16 protein-coding genes are annotated in these 17275 nt (G+C 67.3%); all 16 read left to right on the top strand.

Features of this window, described 5'->3' with window-relative positions:
- Positions 1 to 268: 268 nt before the first annotated feature.
- The 16 genes from bchF to U1839_RS00335 all read left to right on the top strand — a co-directional run bounded on the left by bchF (position 269) and on the right by U1839_RS00335 (position 17201).
- On the top strand, positions 269 to 814 hold the full coding sequence (gene bchF, locus U1839_RS00410; protein ID WP_332801697.1) for a 2-vinyl bacteriochlorophyllide hydratase: 546 nt from the start codon (positions 269 to 271) through the stop codon (positions 812 to 814).
- Entirely contained in the window at positions 811 to 2130 is a 1320-nt protein-coding gene (locus tag U1839_RS00405; RefSeq protein ID WP_332801696.1) for a ferredoxin:protochlorophyllide reductase (ATP-dependent) subunit N, read from the top strand. The genes bchF and U1839_RS00405 overlap by 4 nt, the downstream gene beginning before the upstream one ends.
- Positions 2131 to 2134: 4 nt before the next feature.
- Entirely contained in the window at positions 2135 to 3742 is a 1608-nt protein-coding gene (gene bchB / locus U1839_RS00400; RefSeq protein WP_332801695.1) for a ferredoxin:protochlorophyllide reductase (ATP-dependent) subunit B, read from the top strand.
- Complete coding sequence (locus U1839_RS00395; protein ID WP_332801694.1) at positions 3732 to 7415, top strand: magnesium chelatase subunit H; 3684 nt, start codon at positions 3732 to 3734, stop codon at positions 7413 to 7415. The genes bchB and U1839_RS00395 overlap by 11 nt, the downstream gene beginning before the upstream one ends.
- A gap of 12 nt (positions 7416 to 7427) precedes the next feature.
- The gene (gene bchL, locus U1839_RS00390; RefSeq protein ID WP_332801693.1) at positions 7428 to 8309 is read left to right on the top strand and encodes a ferredoxin:protochlorophyllide reductase (ATP-dependent) iron-sulfur ATP-binding protein; all 882 of its coding nucleotides are present in this window, start codon (positions 7428 to 7430) and stop codon (positions 8307 to 8309) included.
- Complete coding sequence (gene bchM, locus U1839_RS00385; RefSeq protein ID WP_332801692.1) at positions 8309 to 9010, top strand: magnesium protoporphyrin IX methyltransferase; 702 nt, start codon at positions 8309 to 8311, stop codon at positions 9008 to 9010. Before bchL ends, bchM begins: the two co-directional genes overlap by 1 nt.
- Positions 9007 to 10419, top strand: coding sequence for a BCD family MFS transporter (locus U1839_RS00380; protein WP_332801691.1), 1413 nt, complete (start codon positions 9007 to 9009; stop codon positions 10417 to 10419). Before bchM ends, U1839_RS00380 begins: the two co-directional genes overlap by 4 nt.
- A 13-nt stretch (positions 10420 to 10432) precedes the next feature.
- Positions 10433 to 11209: a photosynthetic reaction center subunit H gene (gene puhA, locus U1839_RS00375; protein ID WP_332801690.1), complete on the top strand. Its 777-nt coding sequence runs from the start codon at positions 10433 to 10435 to the stop codon at positions 11207 to 11209.
- Positions 11206 to 11844 (top strand): photosynthetic complex putative assembly protein PuhB, encoded by a 639-nt coding sequence (gene puhB, locus U1839_RS00370; protein WP_332801689.1) that lies wholly within the window; start codon positions 11206 to 11208, stop codon positions 11842 to 11844. Before puhA ends, puhB begins: the two co-directional genes overlap by 4 nt.
- Complete coding sequence (gene puhC, locus U1839_RS00365) at positions 11841 to 12347, top strand: photosynthetic complex assembly protein PuhC (RefSeq protein ID WP_332801688.1); 507 nt, start codon at positions 11841 to 11843, stop codon at positions 12345 to 12347. The genes puhB and puhC overlap by 4 nt, the downstream gene beginning before the upstream one ends.
- On the top strand, positions 12344 to 12634 hold the full coding sequence (locus tag U1839_RS00360; protein ID WP_332801687.1) for an O2-dependent cyclase accessory protein: 291 nt from the start codon (positions 12344 to 12346) through the stop codon (positions 12632 to 12634). The genes puhC and U1839_RS00360 overlap by 4 nt, the downstream gene beginning before the upstream one ends.
- Entirely contained in the window at positions 12631 to 13704 is a 1074-nt protein-coding gene (acsF, locus tag U1839_RS00355) for a magnesium-protoporphyrin IX monomethyl ester (oxidative) cyclase (RefSeq protein WP_332801686.1), read from the top strand. The genes U1839_RS00360 and acsF overlap by 4 nt, the downstream gene beginning before the upstream one ends.
- Entirely contained in the window at positions 13701 to 14504 is an 804-nt protein-coding gene (gene puhE, locus U1839_RS00350; protein WP_332801685.1) for a putative photosynthetic complex assembly protein PuhE, read from the top strand. The genes acsF and puhE overlap by 4 nt, the downstream gene beginning before the upstream one ends.
- On the top strand, positions 14494 to 15714 hold the full coding sequence (gene hemA / locus U1839_RS00345; RefSeq protein ID WP_332801684.1) for a 5-aminolevulinate synthase: 1221 nt from the start codon (positions 14494 to 14496) through the stop codon (positions 15712 to 15714). Before puhE ends, hemA begins: the two co-directional genes overlap by 11 nt.
- Positions 15715 to 15855: 141 nt before the next feature.
- Complete coding sequence (locus U1839_RS00340) at positions 15856 to 16302, top strand: TspO/MBR family protein (protein WP_443030551.1); 447 nt, start codon at positions 15856 to 15858, stop codon at positions 16300 to 16302.
- Positions 16303 to 16379: 77 nt separating this feature from the next.
- Complete coding sequence (locus tag U1839_RS00335) at positions 16380 to 17201, top strand: DUF2189 domain-containing protein (protein WP_332801682.1); 822 nt, start codon at positions 16380 to 16382, stop codon at positions 17199 to 17201.
- The last annotated feature ends 74 nt before the right edge of the window (positions 17202 to 17275 follow it).

Genomic DNA, 17275 nt, shown 5'->3' with positions numbered 1-17275 from the left:
AATTCGGGGCGCGGCCTGCCCGTATCCGAGTGACGATCCCATGCCTCGGCTCTCCCAAAAAGCCAGGTATCGACGCGAGTTACCGATCAGAGCGGCAATGTTTTGATAGCCCCGACGACTCGAAGCCTATGCCTGTTTGGAACAACTGACAATATGAGAAAGTTTCTGCGCTGCAACATTTGTCCATTTTTCTTTACGTCAAATTTTATTGACACTTTGCGAATGGACAGCCTACTCTCCTTGCAAGGAAAACAGCAGGCGGGGAGCGATGCGGCACGACCCATCCGATGCGAACAGGCCCGATTACGGTGCCTCGCCGCTCTATACCCCGGAACAACGCCGGTGCCGCGATGCGACGCGCTGGACACTGGTCCAGGGCATCCTCGCACCGGTCCAGTTCCTCGTCTTCCTGATCAGCCTGACGCTGGTGCTGCGCTATCTCGCCACCGGTGACGGCGCCGGCGCCGCGACGCTGTCGATCGTGGTCAAGACCGCGACGCTCTACACGATCATGATCACGGGCTCGATCTGGGAAAAGGTCGTGTTCGACAAATGGTTGTTCGCCGAGTCCTTCTTCTGGGAGGATGTGTTCAGCATGCTCGTGCTGGCGCTGCACAGCGCCTATCTGGTCGCGCTGGTCGGCGGCTATGGCAGCGAGCGTGGCCGCATGCTGCTCGCGCTCGCCGCTTATGCCAGTTACGTGATCAACGCCGCCCAGTTCCTGCTCAAGCTGCGCGCCGCGCGGTTGCAGGGCAGCGGCGCACCATCCATCGCGGCGGCGTCGATGTCGGTGACCGCGGCGGTGGCGGGATGACCCCCGCGCTCCCCGCCATGCTGCCGGGCAGCGATTGCGGCACGGGGCTGCGCACCAGCGGGGCGAACGAATCGGGCGTGCGGCCGATCCTGCGCGAACGCGGCCAGCGCGAGGTATTTTGCGGGCTGACCGGGATCATCTGGCTGCATCGCAAGGTGCAGGACGCCTTCTTCCTCGTCGTTGGCTCGCGCACCTGCGCACATCTGCTGCAGTCCGCCGCGGGCGTGATGATCTTCGCCGAGCCGCGTTTCGGCACCGCGATCATCGAGGAACGCGACCTGGCGGGTCTCGCCGATTGCAACGAGGAGCTCGACCGCGTGGTCGACCGGCTGCTCGACCGCCGACCCGACATCAAATTGCTGTTCCTCGTCGGCTCATGCCCGTCCGAGGTGATCAAGCTCGACCTGTCGCGCGCCGCGCAGCGGCTGTCGGCCAAGCACAATCCGGCGGTGAAGATCCTCAACTATTCCGGCAGCGGGATCGAGACGACCTTCACCGAGGGCGAGGATGCGTGCCTTGCCGCGCTCGTCCCCGATCTTCCCGCCGACACCTCGCCCGAAGCGAGCCTGATGATCGTCGGCGCGCTGCCCGACATCGTCGAGGACCAGTTCCTGCGGCTGTTCGCCGAGCTCGGCATCGCGCGCGTCCACACGCTGCCGGCGCGCAGCGCGGCGGCGATGCCGCCGGTCGGGCCGAACACGCGCTTCCTGCTCGCCCAGCCCTTTCTCGGCGCGACGGCGCAGGCGCTGGAAGATCGCGGCGCGGTGCGGCTCGACGCGCTGTTCCCGTTCGGCGCCGAGGGCACGACCGCCTGGCTGCACGCCGCCGCACAGGCATTCGACGTGGACGAGATGCATTTCCGCCGCACCGTCGCGCCGGGCCGCGAGCGCGCCAAGCGCGCGATCGAACATCAGCGTGCGCGACTCGCCGGCAAAAGCATTTTCTTCCTGCCCGATTCGCAGCTCGAAATCCCGCTCGCGCGCTTCCTCGTCAACGAATTGGGGATGAACGCGATCGAGGTCGGCACGCCCTATCTGCACCGCCGACACATGGCGCAGGAACTCGCGCTGCTGCCCGAAAGCGTGGTGATCAGCGAGGGGCAGGACGTCGACAAGCAGCTCGACCGCGTCCGCGCCGCCCGGCCCGACATCACGGTGTGCGGCCTTGGCCTCGCCAACCCGCTCGAATCCGAGGGGCTGACGACCAAATGGGCGATCGAGCTGGTCTTCTCGCCGGTGCACGGCTTCGACCAGGCCGGCGACCTCGCCGAATTGTTCGCGCGGCCGTTGCGGCGCCGCGACGTGCTGAGGGTCTGAGGCGATGCAGCTGACCGTCTGGACCTATGAAGGACCACCGCATGTCGGGGCGATGCGCATCGCGACGGCGATGAAAGACGTGCATTACGTACTCCACGCGCCGCAGGGCGACACCTATGCCGACCTGCTGTTCACGATGATCGAACGGCGCGGCGCCCGCCCGCCGGTGACCTACACCACCTTCCAGGCGCGCGACCTCGGCAAGGATACTGCCGAGCTGTTCCAGTCGGCGGCGCGCGACGCCTATGAGCGCTTCAAGCCGCAAGCGCTGCTGGTCGGCGCCTCGTGCACCGCCGAGCTGATCCAGGACGACCCCGCCGGGCTGTGCGATGCGATGCACCTGCCGATCCCGGTCGTTGCGCTCGAACTGCCGAGCTACAGCCGCAAGGAGAATTGGGGCGCGGGCGAGACCTTCTACCAGCTGGTCCGCGCGCTTGCCGACAAGGAGCTGCGTCCCGCGCCGCGCGAGGGCCGCCGGCCGCGCGCCAACCTGCTCGGGCCGACCGCGCTCGGTTTCCGCCACCGCGACGACGTGATCGAGGTGACGCGGTTGCTCGACGCGATGGGCGTGGATGTGCATCTCGTCGCCCCGCTCGGCGCGTCGCCGGCCGACATCAGGACGATCGGCGCGGCCGATTTCAGCATCCTGCTTTATCCGGAAATCGGCGACACAACGGCGCGCTGGCTCGACAAGACCTTCGGCCAGAAGACCGTGCGCACGGTGCCGATCGGGCATGGCGCGACGCGCGATTTCATTACCGAGGTCGCCGCCGTGGCGGGGGTCGATGCGGCGGCGGTGCTCGATACCTCGAACATGCCGTGGTGGAGCCGCTCGGTCGACTCGACCTATCTCACCGGCAAGCGCGTCTTCATCTTCGGCGACGCGACGCATGCCGTCGCCGCGGCGCGCGTGGCGCGCGACGAACTTGGTTTCCAGGTCGTCGGGCTCGGCTGCTACAATCGCGAATTCGCCCGCGACGTGCGCGATGCCGCCAAGCTGTACGGCGTCGAGCCGCTGATCACCGACGATTATCTCGAGGTCGAGGCGGCGATCGCCGCCGCGCAGCCCGAACTGGTGCTCGGCACGCAGATGGAGCGCCACATCGCCAAGCGGCTGCGCGTTCCGTGCGCGGTGATCTCGGCCCCGGTGCATGTCCAGGACTTCCCGGCCCGCTTCAGCCCGCAGATGGGCTTCGAGGGCGCGAACGTCCTGTTCGACAGCTGGGTCCATCCGCTGGTGATGGGGCTGGAGGAGCATCTGCTGACGATGTTCCGCGACGATTTCGAATTCTCGGATGCAAGCGGGGCGAGCCATTTGGGGCATCACCTCCCCGGCACGGGGAGGAGGACCGCCGGCGAAGCCGGCGGTGGAGGGGGGCTAACCCCGGACGAAGCGCTCGCGGAGGCCCCCCTCCACCAGCCTGCGGCTGGTCCCCCTCCCCGTGCCGGGGAGGAGCTTTGGAGCAAGGACGCCGAGCGCGAGTTGCTAAAGATCCCGTTCTTCGTGCGCGGCAAGGCACGGCGCAACACCGAGAAATACGCCGCCGAGCAGGGGCTGGCCAGCATCACGCTCGACACCCTCTATGACGCGAAGGCCCATTATGCGCGCTGATCGCACCGTCGCCGCGCCGATCGGCAGCGTGCCCGTCCGGGTAGTGATCATCACGCTCGACAATCATCTGTCGGGCGCCGTGCAGCGCGCGCAGGAGCAGTTCGACCGCGCCTGCCCGGGCGTGACGATCAGCTTCCACGCCGCGGCCGACTGGGAAGAGAAGCCGGGCACGCTCGACGCCGCGCGCGCGGCGATCGCAAGCGGCGACATCATCCTGTGCACGATGCTGTTCCTCGAGGACCATATCCGTGCCGTGTTGCCGCAGCTGCAGGCGCGGCGCGACAGCTGCGACGCGATCGTCGGGCTGATGTCGGCCGCCGACATCGTCAAGCTGACGCGGATGGGCGATTATCGCATGGATAAGCCCGCCACGGGCATGCTGGCGCTGATCAAGAAGATGCGCGGTACCAACAAGGCGGGCGCCAGCTCGGGTGCCGGCCAGATGGCGATCCTGCGGCGCCTGCCCAAGCTGCTGCGTTTCGTGCCCGGTACCGCACAGGACGTGCGCGCCTATTTCCTCACGCTGCAATATTGGCTTGCCGGATCGGACGACAATGTCGTCGACATGATCCGCGCGCTGATCGACCGCTATGCCGACGGCCCGCGCCGGGGCTTGCGCGGTGCGACCAGGGCGGAGGCGCCGCGCGATTATCCGGATGTCGGGGTCTATCACCCCGCGCTCAAGAACCGCATCGCGACGATCGCCGCGGACCTGCCGATGAAGCGCGGCGCCAAGGGCACGGTCGGGCTGCTGATGCTGCGCTCCTATGTGCTGGCCAAGGATGCCGGCCATTATGACGGCGTGATCGCGGCGATGGAGGCACGCGGCCTCAACGTCATCCCCGCCTTTGCCGGCGGGCTCGACGGGCGCCCGGCTATCGAAGCGATGTTTCTGCGGAACGGCAAGCCGGTAGTCGACGCGGTGGTCAACCTTACCGGGTTCAGCCTGGTCGGCGGCCCGGCCTATAACGACGCCGCGCTCGCCGAGGAAATGCTGGCGAGGCTCGACCTGCCGTACATCGCGGCGCACCCGGTCGAGTTCCAGACCTTGCAGGGCTGGGGCGCCAATCGCCAGGGCCTGTTGCCGCTCGAATCGACGATGATGGTCGCGATCCCCGAGCTCGACGGCGGCACCGTGCCGATGGTGTTCGGCGGCCGCTCGGATGGTTCGACCGATGCGTGCACTGGCTGCAAGCGCGGCTGCACCTTCCCCGCGACCAGCCATGTCCGTGCGATGCAGCCCTGCACCGAACGCGCCGAGGCGCTTGCCGGGCGGGTGATCAAGCTGATCGAGCTGCGTCGCGCCGCGCTGGCCGAAAAGCGGGTGGGGATCGTGCTGTTCAACTTCCCGCCCAATGCCGGCGCGGCGGGCACGGCGCAGTTCCTCGCGGTGTTCGAATCGCTGCATGCCACGCTCGTGCGGCTCGGCAGCGAGGGTTATCAGGTCGAGATCCCGGCGTCAGTCGACGCGCTGCGCGAGCGCATTCTCGGCGGCAACGCGGCGCGCTATGGCAGCGAGGCGAATGTCCATGCCCGGGTCAGCGCCGACACGATCGTCGCGCGCGAGACCTGGCTCAAGGAGATCGAAGCCGCCTGGGGCCCCGCACCTGGCAAGCTGCAATCGGACGGCACTGCGGTACAGATCCTCGGCGAGCGCTTCGGCAATGTCTTCATCGGCATCCAGCCGGCGCTGGGCTACGAAGGCGACCCGATGCGGCTGCTGTTCGAGGGCCGCTTCGCCCCGACGCACGCCTTTGCCGCTTTCTATCGCTGGCTGCGCGAGGATTTCCGCGCGCATGCCGTGCTGCATTTCGGCACGCATGGCAGCCTGGAATTCATGCCCGGCAAGCAGTCCGGATTGAGTGCGGAATGCTGGCCCGACCGGCTGATCGGCGACCTGCCCAACATCTATCTCTATGCCGCCAACAACCCTTCGGAAGGCGTGCTGGCCAAGCGCCGCTCGGGCGCGACCCTGGTCAGCTATCTGACCCCGGCGCTGACCCGGTCGGGGGTCTATAAGGGGCTGGCCGATCTCAAGGCGTCGGTCGATCGCTGGCGCAGCCTGGAGCCGGGCGATGACGCGGCGCCGGCGCTTGCCGAACTGATCGCGGCACAGGCCGAGGCACTCGACCTCGACGGCAGCGATGTCCCCGCCCTCGCCGCGCGGCTCTATGAGATCGAGCGCGCGCTGATCCCGCAAGGGCTGCACGTCGCCGGGCAGGCCGCGACACGCGCGGAGCGGATCGACATGCTCGCCGCGACCGCGTCGAGCCGGGGCGATCAGGTCGCGCACGACGTGATCGAGGCGTTGGTCGATGGTGTGATTAAGGCCGACTCGCCCGTGCTCAAGCACCTCGCCGCGCTCGACGCCGCGCTGTCGGGTAACGAAGAACTCGACGGCATCGTCCGTGCGCTCGCCGGGCGTTATATCCGGCCGGTGTCGGGCGGCGACCTGCTGCACACCCCCGAGATCCTGCCGACTGGCCGCAACATCCATGGCTTCGACCCGTTCCGCCTGCCTTCGGCCTTTGCGGTCAAGGACGGCGCGGCGCAGGCGCAGCGGCTGCTTGATCGCGGCATCGCCGACGCCGGGCACCTGCCCGAGACGGTGGCGATGGTGCTGTGGGGCACCGACAATCTCAAGAGCGAGGGCGCGCAGATCGCCCAGGCACTGGCGCTGATGGGCGCGCGGCCGCGCTTCGACAGCTATAACCGGCTCGCCGGCGCCGAACTGATGTCGCTCGAGGAACTCGGCCGGCCGCGCATCGACGTGATCGCGACGCTGTCGGGCGTGTTCCGTGACCTGTTACCGTTGCAGACGCGCATGCTTGCAGAAGCCGCGCTGCTGGCGAGCCAGGCCGACGAGCCCGAGACGATGAACTTCGTCCGCAAGCACAGCCTGGCACACCAGGCCGAGCATGGCTGCGACATCGAGACCGCCAGCCTGCGCGTCTTTTCCAACGCACAGGGTGCGTATGGCGCCAACGTCAACCTGATGATCGACAATGGCAGCTGGAGCGACCCGAACGAACTGGCCGACAGCTTCGAGCGGCAAAAGGGCTATGCTTACGGCGTCAAGGGCGTGCCGGTGCGCCAGGCGGCGATCCTCGGCTCGGCGCTCAAGACGGTCGATTGCGCCTATCAGAATCTCGAATCGGTCGAGCTCGGCATCACCAGCATCGACCAATATGTCGACACGCTGGGCGGGATCAGCCGCGCGGTGACGCGCGCCAAGGGCGTCGCGGCACCGGTCTATATCGGCGACCAGACGCAAGGGACGGGCAAGGTGCGCAGCCTGCAGGAGCAGGTCGCGCTCGAAACCCGCACGCGCATCCTCAACCCGCTCTGGACCGAGGGCCAGCTGCGCCACGGCTATGAGGGCGTCCGCCAGATCGAGGGCCATGTCACCACGACGATGGGCTGGTCGGCGACGACCGGCGAGGTCGATCCCTGGGTCTATCAGCGGATCAGCGAGACCTATGTGCTCGACGACGAAATGCGCCACCGCATCGCGCAGCTCAACCCGCGCGCCGCCGCCCGCGTCGCCGGCCGGCTGATCGAGGCGAGCGAGCGCCAATACTGGACCCCCGACGCGGCGACGCTCGCCGCACTCCACGCCGCCAGTGACGAGATCGAGGACGCCCTGGAGGGCGTCGTCGCGGTCGCGGCATAGAAGGAACAGACCATGGCACTTCACGACCCCATCAAGGACGGCGAAGGCAGCGTTCAGGTTGCGCTCGACCCCAAGGACCGGATCGGCAACGCCAAGGTCTTCGCGATCTACGGCAAGGGCGGGATCGGCAAGTCGACCACCTCGTCGAATCTCTCCGCCGCTTTGTCGTTGCTCGGCAAGCGCGTGCTGCAGATCGGCTGCGACCCGAAGCATGACAGCACCTTCACGCTGACCAAGAAGCTGATGCCGACGGTGATCGACGTGCTTGAGACGGTCGACTTCCATCATGAGGAGCTGCGCCCCGAGGATTATATGTTCGAGGGGTTCAACGGCGTGATGTGCGTCGAGGCGGGCGGGCCGCCGGCCGGGACCGGCTGCGGCGGTTATGTCGTCGGCCAGACGGTGAAGTTGCTCAAGCAGCATCATCTGCTCGAAGAGACCGACGTGGTGATCTTCGACGTGCTCGGCGACGTGGTGTGCGGCGGCTTTGCCGCACCGTTGCAGCATGCCGAGCGCGCGGTGGTCGTCGCGGCCAACGACTTCGACAGCATCTTCGCGATGAATCGCATCGTCGCCGCGATCAAGGCCAAGTCGAAGAACTACGAAGTGCGCATGGCGGGCGTCATCGCCAACCGCTCGGCGGCGACCGACGAGATCGACCGCTTCAATGCCGCGACCGGCCTCAAGCGCCTCGCGCATTTCCCCGATCTCGACGCGATCCGCCGCAGCCGGCTCAAGAAGTGCACGCTGTTCGAGATGGACTCGACCCCCGAGGTCGATGCCGCCTGCCTCGAATATAAGCGCCTCGCCGCGCAGCTCTGGGCCGGGACCGACGCGCTCGACGCGATGCCGATGAAGGATCGCGAGATCTTCGAGTTTCTGGGGTTCGAATGATGAACAGCGCGACCTATCCGGCCAACACCTATGTCGATCGCCGCGGCCGGCTCGAAAATTACTTCGATCGCACCGCTTCCAAGACCTGGGAACAACTGACCAGCGATGCACCGGTCAGCCGGGTGCGCGCGACGGTGCGCGCCGGGCGCGACCGGATGCGCGCGACGCTATTGTCGTGGCTGCCGCAGGACATGACCGGCCTGCGCCTGCTCGATGCCGGGTGCGGCACGGGCGCGCTGGCGGTCGAGGCGGCGAAGCGCGGCGCCGATGTCGTGGCGATCGACGTGGCGGGCAGCCTGGTGAAGATCGCCGCGCAGCGCGCACCTGCCGAGCTCAAGATCGACTGGCGGGTCGGCGACATGTTCGACCCGATGCTCGGCCGCTTCGACCATGTCGTGGCGATGGATTCGCTGATCCACTATCGCGCCTTCGACATCGTGACCGTGCTGCAGGCGCTGACCGAGCGGACCAGCGGTTCGATGGTGTTCACCTTCGTACCGTCGACCCGCGCGCTCGAAATGTTCCGCGCGGTCGGCGCCTTGTTCCCGTGCGGCGACCGCGCGCCAGCGATCGAGCCGGTCAAGGAGCGGCTGCTCCGGACGCTGATCGGCGGCGCGATGCCGACCACGCGGATGGGGCGTTGCGAGCGGATTTCCGCCGGATTCTATACCAGCCAGGCACTGGAGCTGCGCCCGAGATGAGCAGCCGCCGGCAAGCCTTTTGGAACAAGGTGGGGACGCGGTTCCTGCCGTTCGCCGATGCGGCTTCGCCCGAATTGCCGCTGAAGCGCATCCTGCGCCTGTCGCTGTTCCAGGTTTCGGTCGGCATGGCCGCCGTCTTGCTGACCGGCACGCTCAACCGCGTGATGATCGTCGAGCTCAACATGTCGGCGAGCCTCGTCGCCGCCATGGTTTCGCTGCCGCTGCTGTTCGCGCCGCTGCGCGCACTGATCGGTTTCAAATCGGACCATCACAGCTCGGTGCTGGGCTGGAAGCGCGTACCCTATATCTGGTTCGGCACGCTGCTGCAGTTCGGCGGCTTTGCCATCCTGCCCTTTGCGTTGCTGGTGATGACCATCAACCAGACCGGTGCGGCGACGTTGGGCCATATCGCTGCGGCGCTCGGCTTCCTGATGGTCGGCGCGGGCATGCACACCACGCAGACCGCCGGGCTGGCGCTGGCGACCGACCTCGCCAGCGAGGAAAAGCGCCCGCGCGTCGTCGCGCTGCTCTACGTCATGCTGCTCGTTGGCGTCCTGTTGAGCGCGATCGTCATCGGCCGGCTGCTGACCGACTTCTCGCCGACCAAGCTGGTCAAGATCGTGCAGGGCGCGGGGGCGCTGACGATGGTCCTCAACATCGTCGCGCTGTGGAAGCAGGAAGCACGCAACAGCACTGCCGCAACCGCCAGCGAAGATCGCCCGGCTTTCCGGGAAGTGTGGAAAATCTTCATTGCGCAACCGCGCACGATGCGGCTGCTCGTCGCGGTCGGGCTCGGCGCCGCCGCTTTCTCGATGCAGGACGTGCTGCTCGAGCCCTATGGCGGGCAGATCCTCGGCCTGTCGGTCGGCGCGACCACCTCGCTCACCGCCTTGTGGGCGGTCGGCATGGTGACGGGCTTCGCGATCGCCGCGCAGCAACTGGGCCGCCAGGCCGACCCGCACCGCCTCGCCGGCTTCGGTGCCGTGGCCGGCGTCGCCGCCTTTCTCTGCGTCATTTTCGCCGGCCCACTGCACAGCGCGCCGCTGCTCGGCATCGGCGCGTCGATCATCGGTTTCGGCGGCGGACTATTCTCGGTCGGCACGCTGACCGCGGCGATGAACATTGCCGATGAGGGCCGCACCGGCCTCGCACTCGGCGCGTGGGGCGCGGTCCAGGCGACCTGCGCCGGCGCGGCGATCGCGATCGGCGCCTTTGCACGCGACCTCATTTCCTCGGCCGCTATCGCCCGCCAGCTCGGGCCGACGCTGGCCGGCCCCGAGACGGGCTATGCCTTTGTGTACTGCGTAGAAATCGTGCTGCTGTTCGGCACCGTGGTGGCGTTGGGGCCGCTCGTGCGCGGGTCGCAAGACCAGCCCACCCGCTTCGGCCTCAGCGAATTTCCGATTTGAAGGGAGAAGACCGATGCACCTCCAGCTCACCCAGACGATCGACGTCGCGCAATTGGTGTTCGCGGCCTTCGTCCTGTTCTTCATCTGCCTGATTTTCTATCTCCGCCGTGAGGATCGTCGCGAGGGCTATCCGCTCGAAGACGAAGTGACCGGCCGGGTCGAGACGATCGGCGGCCCGTTGCACACCGCGCCGACCAAGTCGTTCAAGCTGCCGTTCGGGCACGGCACCGTGACCGCCCCGACCAAGGGCCGCGAGCCGGTGAATATCGCCGCGCGCCGCACCGATCGCTTTGCCGGCGCGCCCTATGCGCCGACCGGCGATCCGCTGGTCGACGGCATCGGGCCGGCGGCCTTTGCCGAGCGCGCCAAGCGCCCCGATCTCGACTGGGAGGGTCATGCGCGCATCGTGCCGATCAGCGTCGCGGGCGATTTCCACATCGTCGGTCGTGACCCGGATCCGCGCGGCATGACCGTGATCGGCGCCGATGGCGCGGTGGCGGGCAAGGTCACCGACATCTGGATCGATCGCGCCGACCGGCTGATCCGCTATATCGAGGTCGAGGTCGACGGGATCGTCGGCAAGCATGTGCTGCTGCCGATGACCATGTCGAAGGTCAACCGCCGCCGTCACCAGGTCGTCACCGACTCGATCAATGCCGCCCAGTTCGCCAACGCGCCGGTGATCGAGGCCAAGGACAGCATCACGCTGTACGAGGAAGACCGGGTGCAGGGCTATTTCGGCGGTGGTTACCTCTATGCCAACCGCAACCGCCAGGAGCCGTTCCTGTGATCACCGAATATGAGGTCGAGCCGATCCCGGGTCTGCCGGGTCGGTTGCCGCGCGGCGAGCGCATCCTGTGGCAGGGCGCACCGCGCCGCGCGACGCTGGCGCGCACGGCATTCCACACCCGGCACATCGCGCTGTATTTCGGCGGGCTCGCCACGGTTGCGCTGGTCTCGGCAGCGATAAATGGCGGGTCGCTGGTCGGCGTCGGGATGACGCTGCTGCTCGGCGCGCTGGGCGTTGGCCTGCTCGAAGGGCTTGCGCTGCTGGCCGCGCGCTCGACGATCTACACGCTGACCAACCGGCGCCTCGTCATGCGCATCGGCATCGCGCTGCCGAAATGCATCAACCTCCCGCTCGGGGTGATCGGCGCGGTCGACATGAAGCTTAATCGCGACGGCACGGCCGACCTGCCGATGACGGTCGTCGCGCGGCAGGAGATGGGCTATCTCAGCCTGTGGCCGCACGCCCGGCCGTGGCGCGTTGCCGAGCCGCAGCCGATGCTGCGCGCCGTTCCCGATGGTGCCAAGGTCGCGGCGCTGATCGTCAAGACCTGCCAGGCCGCGCAGGCCGCCGGCAATGTCGTGCAGCTGGACGCCGCGCGCAGCGGCACGGCACCCGACGCGGCGGTGGCGGCATGACCGCCGTCGTCCACAAGCATGAGGATATGCTGCCACGCGGCGCGCTGGTCACCGCCTGCGCGCTCGTGCTGTTCTCGCTCGCCGTGACGACAATCGTCCGCGTCGGCAACATCGCGCCCTCGGCCTCGCCCGAGGCGCTGCGCGCTGCCCGACATGTCACGCCGGTCGCGTCGCGCACGCTACGCTTCAGCGACCGCGCCGACGGCGCGGTGGTGATCACCGACGTCAAGGATGGCGGGTTTGCCGGCATGGTCGCACCGGGCAGCAAGTCCGGCTTCATCCGCGGCGTGATGCGCGGGCTGGCCCGCGACCGCCATATGCGCGGGATCGGCGACCAGCCGCCCTTCGTCCTGACCCTGTGGAAGGACGGCGAATTGTCGCTGGTCGATACCGCCACCGGCCGCGATCTCGAGGTGAGCGCGTTCGGCGGCACCAACCGCGCCGACTTTGCCGCGCTGCTGAAGCCCGCCAACGGCGCGCCGCTGGAGGTTGCCGCGAAATGATCATGGGTGAGCGCTTCGACACGCCCTGCCGCATCGCCATCGAGCATAGCGACGAGTTTCTCGCCGCGCATGTCGAACTGGCCGGCGGCGTCGAGATCCGGCCCGGCGACAGGGTCCGCGTGCATGGCGCGCCGATCCATATCCCGTTCGGCCAATCCTGCGTGATCGAGCGCATGGCGACGGTGCAACGCGCCAGCGCGCTGCGCCGGCTGTGGACCAGGCTCGCCGGCCATTTCGAGATGACCGAACTTTACGAAGTCAGTTTCAGTGCAGGAGCGATGCGATGAACGCGATCACGCCGATCCAGGCCGCCCCGGCCATTCCCGACACCATGGAAATCGCGCGCGCCGACACGGTGCTGTCGCCGCGCTTCTACACCACCGATTTCGCCGCGATGGACCGGCTCGACGTATCGTCGGTCCGCGCCGAATGGGACGCGCTGATCGCCGAGATGGTCGCCGACCCCAACAAGCGCCACTTCAAGCGCACCGCCGCGTTCGACGGCGTGATCGAGAACCTGCCGGATGGCCTGCGTGAGGAGTTCATCGACTTTCTCGCCAGCTCGCTGACGGCGGAATTCTCGGGCTGCATCCTTTATGCCGAAATCGCCAAGCGGGTGACAAATCCCGACGCCAAGGCACTGTTCAAGCTGATGAGCCGCGACGAGAGCCGCCATGCCGGCTTCATCAACGACACGCTCAAGGATGCCGGGATCGGCATCGATCTGGGCTTCCTGACCAAGACCAAGAAATACACCTATTTCCGGCCGAAATTCATCTTCTACGCGACCTATCTGTCGGAAAAGATCGGCTATGCGCGCTACATCACGATCTTCCGTCATTTCGCGCAGCATCCCGAGCTGCGCTTCCACCCGATCTTCCAGTGGTTCGAGGAGTGGTGCAACGACGAGTTCCGGCATGGGGAGGCGTTCGCGCTGCTGATGCGCGCCGACCCGAAGCTGCTCAGCGGGCACAACAAGCTGTGGATCCGTTTCTTCCTCGTCGCGGTCTACGCCACGATGTACGTCCGCGATCACGATCGCCCGGCCTTTTACGAGGCGATCAAGATGTCGCCGTCGGATTATGACGCGAAGGTCTTCCGCATCTGCACGCAGATCACCCGGCAGGTCTTCCCGATCACGCTCGACACCGATGCGCCGGCGTTCGTCGCCGGGCTGGAGGCGATGCGCCGCGCGACGCTGACGATCCGCGCGGGCAAGGCACAGGGTGGCGTGGTCGGCGGGGTGAAACGCGTCGCCGGCATCGCCGCCGCCGGCGTCGCCTTTGCGCGGCTCTATTTGCACCGCGCACCAAGGAATGTCCTGCCCGCCACCGTTCGGCTGGCGCCGGCCTGGTGACGATCCCGCCGCTTCTGTTCGCGCTGCTGATGTGGTTCATCGGCACCGGTGCCGTGGTGTGGCTCGACAGCCGCCCGATGCGCACCTTTCGCACCAGCCACCGCCTGTCCGGCATCGTCGCGGTGGCGGCGATGGTCATGGTGTGGCTGTACCGCGACGATAGCGGAACCACCGGTGCCTATCTCGGCTTCGGCGCGGCGATCCTGATCTGGGGCTGGCACGAAATGGGCTTCCTGATGGGCTTCATCGCCGGCCCGCGCCGCGAGCCCTGCCCCGAAGGTGCCGAGGGCTGGCCCCGCTTCAAGGCGGCGACCGCGACCGTGATCCATCACGAGCTGGCCATCGCTTCGAACGCGCTGCTGCTGTTCGCGCTGTGCTGGGGCGGCGCCAACCAGGCGGCACCGCTGACCTTCCTGCTGCTGTTCGTGTTGCGGCTGAGCGCCAAGTTCAACCTGTTCCTCGGCGTGCCCAATCTCAGCGACGAGGTGTTTCCCGCGCACCTCGCCTATCTCAAAAGCTATTTTCGCAAGCGCACGATGAATGCGCTGTTCCCGTTCTCAGCGATCGGCGCGGGCGGCCTGGCGTGGTGGGCATGGTCCGCCGCGGAAGCCGCACCCGAGAACAGCGGCGCCGCCGCGACCGCGACGCTGCTCGCCGGGCTGGCGGTGCTGGGGCTCGTCGAGCATATCTTCCTGGTACTGCCGGTGCGCGACAGCGCGTTGTGGCGCTGGGCCGATAACAACAGGGCGGCAAAGGCCGCGATCAAGGATTATACAGGGGAGGCCCATCATGGACTATGAAGCGTTCTTCGCAGGCGAACTGGACACGCTGCGCGAGGACGGGCGCTATCGGACCTTCGCCGAGCTGGAGCGCAAGGCGGGGGCCTTTCCGCGCGCCAGCCACCATACGGCGGATGGCGTGAGCGACGTGACGGTGTGGTGCTCGAACGATTATCTCGGCATGGGCCAGCATCCGGTGGTGCTCGAGGCGATGCACGCGACGCTCGACAAGTGCGGCGCGGGGGCCGGCGGCACGCGCAACATTTCGGGCACGACGCATGCCCATGTCGAGCTCGAGCGCGAGCTCGCCGACCTGCATGGCAAGGATGCCGCTTTGCTGTTCACCTCGGGCTATGTCTCGAACTGGGCGGCGCTGTCGACGCTGGCGGCGAAGCTGCCCGACTGCGTGGTGATGTCGGACGCACTCAACCACGCCTCGATGATCGAGGGCATCCGCCACAGCCGCGCCGAGTGCCAGCGCTTCACGCATAATTCGCCCGAGGACCTCGACCGCCGGCTCGCCGCGGTCGCGCCGGGCCGCGCCAAGCTGGTCGCGTTCGAGAGCGTCTATTCGATGGACGGCGACATCGCGCCGATCGCCGAGATTCTCGACGTGTGCGAGGCGCATGGCGCGCTGTCGTATATCGACGAGGTCCATGCGGTCGGGCTGTACGGCCCGCGCGGCGGCGGCATCGCCGAGCGCGAAGGGCTGATGGACCGGATCGACGTGATCGAGGGGACTTTGGGCAAGGCGTTCGGCGTGATGGGCGGCTATATCGCCGCGTCCGACGCGTTGGTCGATTTCGTGCGCAGCTTCGCCAGTGGCTTCATCTTCACCACTGCCCTGCCCCCCGCACTCGCCGCCGGGGCCGCGGCGAGCATCCGCCATCTCAAGACCAGCCAGGTCGAACGCACGCGCCACCAGGAGCGCGTCGCCTATGTCCGCCGCCGGCTCGATGCGATCGGCATCCCGACGATGGACAATCCCAGCCACATCATCCCGGTGATGGTTGGCGATGCCAAGAAGTGCAAGATGATCAGCGACTGGCTGCTCGACAATCACGGCATCTATGTCCAGCCGATCAACTATCCGACCGTGCCGGTCGGCACCGAGCGGCTGCGCATCACGCCCTCGCCGGTGCACAGCGATGGCGATATCGACCGGCTGGTCACCGCGCTGAGCGATATCTGGTCGCAATGCGCGCTGTCGCGCCGCGCCATGGCGGCCTGAACCGGGCGGCCGACTCGACCATCGACCACGGCACGCATTAGCGCTATCTCGGGCCCAATCCGTTCGCCGGGTGTTTAGTGTGACCTGGACACGCGATGGAGAGCCGTTGAGATGTGGATGCCGATCATCGTTGCCGTGGGCGTGGCCGTTTTCCTCGGCGCTGCGGGCGGCCTGATGACGCCGATCGGCGTGTGGTACCGCCAGCTGCGCAAACCCAGCTGGCAACCGCCCGACTGGGCATTCGGCCCGGCCTGGACGATCATCCTCGGACTGGCCGCCTGGTCGGCGATCATCGCATGGCGCGCGGCGCCCGACGCCGACACGCAGCGCGACATCATTATCATGTTCAGCGTGAATGCACTGTGCCATTTCCTGTGGAGCCCACTGTTCTTCCGCCTGCGCCGGCCCGACTGGGCGCTGATCGAGGTGGTGTTCCTGTGGGTCTCGCTGGTCGTGCTGGTGGTCGGGCTATGGCCGATCGCGCACGTCGCCAGCGTGATGATCATGCCCTATCTCGCCTGGGTCAGCTTTGCGGCGGTGCTCAACGCGACGATCGTGCGCCTCAACCGGCCCTTTGCGCGCGGATAGGATTTGAGCGCCAGCCCGAACGGGTGTAGTCTGCACGGACGAGCAAAAGGAACTGCCGACCGATCCAGGAGAGCGCGATGTCCAGCCTTGCCGCCCAAGCTACGTCCGTCGATGCTGATCTTCCCGAGGTCAGACGTATTTCGAACGAAGATCTGCGATGGGCGCTGGCCGAGGGGTGGAAGGACTTCATCGCCAAGCGCGGCGACCTGATCTTCGCCGGGCTGCTCTATCCGGTCATTTTCCTCGTTGCCGCGCTCGTCACCTTCAACGCGCCGTTGCTGCCGCTGTTCTTCCCGCTCGTCGCCGGCATTTCGATCGCCGGCCCGGCGCTTGCCGCGGGCTTCTACGAGCTGGCACGTCGCCGCGAGGAAGGCAGCGATGCGAGCTGGTGGCATTTCTTCGATCCGCTGCGTGGCCGCAGCCGCACGGCGCTGCTCACGCTGACCGTCGGGCTGCTCGCGCTGTTCGCCGGCTGGCTGATCGTCGCCTATGCGATCTACGGCGCCACCTTCGGCGCGCAGACCGCCTATGACGCCAGCTTCGGCAGCCAGATGGGGGCGAATTTCGTGGAATTCGGCAGCCAGCTCTTCAGCACGCGCGAAGGCTGGTCACTGATCGTCGTCGGCAATCTCGCCGGCGGCGTGTTCGCGGTCGTCACCCTGGTTTGCGCGGTGGTGGCGTTCCCGATGGTGGTCGACAAGCCGGTCGACGCCGGGGTGGCGCTGCGCACGTCATGGAAGGCCGTGCGCCGCAACCCGCGCGAGGTCGCGGGCTGGGGCGTGCGCGTCGCGCTGCTGCTACTGATCGGGCTGATCCCGCTGGCGATCGGCCTGGCCGTCGTGCTGCCATGGCTCGGCTATGCCACCTGGCATCTCTACACGCGGCTGGTAGTGCGCTGAGTCACGCCTGAGTCTGCCACCCGCCGCATAGCGCGCAGTCACGCCACGAAAGCAACCGCGGCATTGAGCGGCGG

The sequence above is a fragment of the Parasphingomonas halimpatiens genome (assembly GCF_036663795.1).
GTDB lineage: Bacteria > Pseudomonadota > Alphaproteobacteria > Sphingomonadales > Sphingomonadaceae > Sphingomonas.
The sequence above is the reverse complement of the archived record's forward strand: the minus strand, read 5'-3'. Positions and strand labels throughout refer to the sequence as shown.